Here is a 1,891-nt window from a genome sequence, read left to right as displayed (position 1 = left end):
GGATTTCTCCATTTCGGACTGCAGCTATCACTTTCCGGTGGTCGGCCGCAGATTATTTACTTGTTGTCATATAGCACCGGAAAACACCCTGCGCAGGCGGCTGCTATATGCGTCAAGGAACGGCTTGTCCCTTACAGCTATCATTTTAGCGGCGATCCCGCGCCCTTACACGGACATGGAATGTCCGGCAATCGGGCAATAAAACGCAAAAACTCCCCGATGAAAAGCCTTTTGAGGCTCCTTATCGGGGAGGAAACATGGGGATATTACATTGCAAATATAGAAAAGGCCCGGACACGGAAAGTCCGGGCCGGCAAAAATTATTTTATGGTTCTTTGGTCAGCGCTTCGAACCCAAATCGGTGAAGCATCTCATTGCACTCATAAATTGGCCGGGTGTAGAATGAGGTGAGGATAAATTGATAGGCGACATGCTTTTCGCTCATGCCAAGCGAACACCCTGACCGGCTGATTAACGCATGGCTTATCATGGGCGGCAACTGCAGGGCGACGCAAATCGCAACGATTGATTCAATTGTGGTTTCGTATGCCTCATCATTTCGCATTCGTTGTATTGTCTTCGGCGCAAGACAGCTATCGCTGGCGAGAGCCTCTACCGTTTTACCCTTCCAAGTCATAAGGGATGTGAGCGCCCCTGAAAAGCCACCGGGCATTTTTTGCAGCACCTCAGCCACTTCTTTGGTATAATCGCAAATGGCTTTTGATCTGGCGTCAACATCATTGCTGATTTTGGAATCGCTAAAGCATGCCTCAAACACGATATCGGAGGTTGCATCACGATAGAGAACACACTCCCTGTAAAATTGCTGTCCGTATTTGTTCGCTGACTTTGGGATCGACAGGGTAAACAAAAGGCAGCATTCATCAATATGATGCCGGGCATATTGGGTCAGACAAAGATTGCCGGCGTCATCTGCCGCGATATACTTCGGATGATTCATGCAGATATGGGAATCAACAAATAAATACCGTCCGCTTTGCACTTTTTCACGCAAGGCGGGATTCATGAAGCTTTCCACAATGGCGTCGCGCTCACTGATGGAAAAGGTCTGGTTTCGCTCCAATTCTCCTTTTTTGAAGGTGTGCGGCTTGACATATCGGCCGTCAATATAAGTAAAGGTTCCGATGGCCTCCTCATATCCGAGATCAACCATGCGGATCTTGGCAGCCATCCTTGAAACCCCGAAAAAGAGCGCCAATTCATCAATGACAGGTTCCATGATATCAATCAGCGCGGAACCGGGGTAGCGCCGCATATATTCCCCGATTAGTTCCGCAGCTTTCACCTTAGCCTGGGTGAAGGGCATTTGAATTCGAGGCGTCAGCGCGTTGGCCTGCCATTCCATCCAATCTGTCGGAGTCCAAACCTTGGCGTCCTTCACGCCGCCAACCACCAGGCACTTGATCTGCGTGGCGTTTTCGTTGTATAGCCGCTCCAGCTCAAAGGCTTTTCTATGCTTGTCCCAATGCACGCATTCATGAATAATGGTATTGTTCACCGAGCCGAGAGTTCGCAGGAAGTACGCGTCGGGATCAACGAAGATCGTCCCTTTCGTCACTGGGATTGCTTTGCTGGAGCCGCTTTTTTTATCGTAATATTCAGCCTCGCAATCCGCAAAAAATATCTGTCCAAAGGTAGAAAGATCTGGAGTAATATGTTTCAACTGAAAAGAAATCCCCATGCGCTGGGTAAGCACAAGGGGATCAATCGGTGTCGGGGTATAAAGAGCCTCGGGGTAATACTGTTCAAGAAAACCGCGGGCAACGTTCTCCAACTGCTCTTTCTTAATGATCGGGACAAGGCTGTCTGACAGAGGGGCCTGCTGGTGATTGCGAACATTGTATTCCTCAATGTGGAAAATTGTAAAATC

General features: G+C 48.9%; 1 protein-coding gene. It reads right to left on the bottom strand.

Going from position 1 to position 1,891, the window contains the following annotated elements; genetic code table 11:
* Positions 1 to 325 precede the first annotated feature (325 nt).
* The coding region (locus GX117_09185; protein NLO33514.1) for a helix-turn-helix transcriptional regulator at positions 326 to 1,891 on the bottom strand (1,566 nt) is incomplete at its 5' end.

Source organism: Candidatus Hydrogenedentota bacterium, from assembly GCA_012523015.1.
Lineage (GTDB): Bacteria > Hydrogenedentota > Hydrogenedentia > Hydrogenedentales > CAITNO01 > JAAYBJ01.
This window is presented reverse-complemented; position numbering and strand designations above follow the sequence as displayed.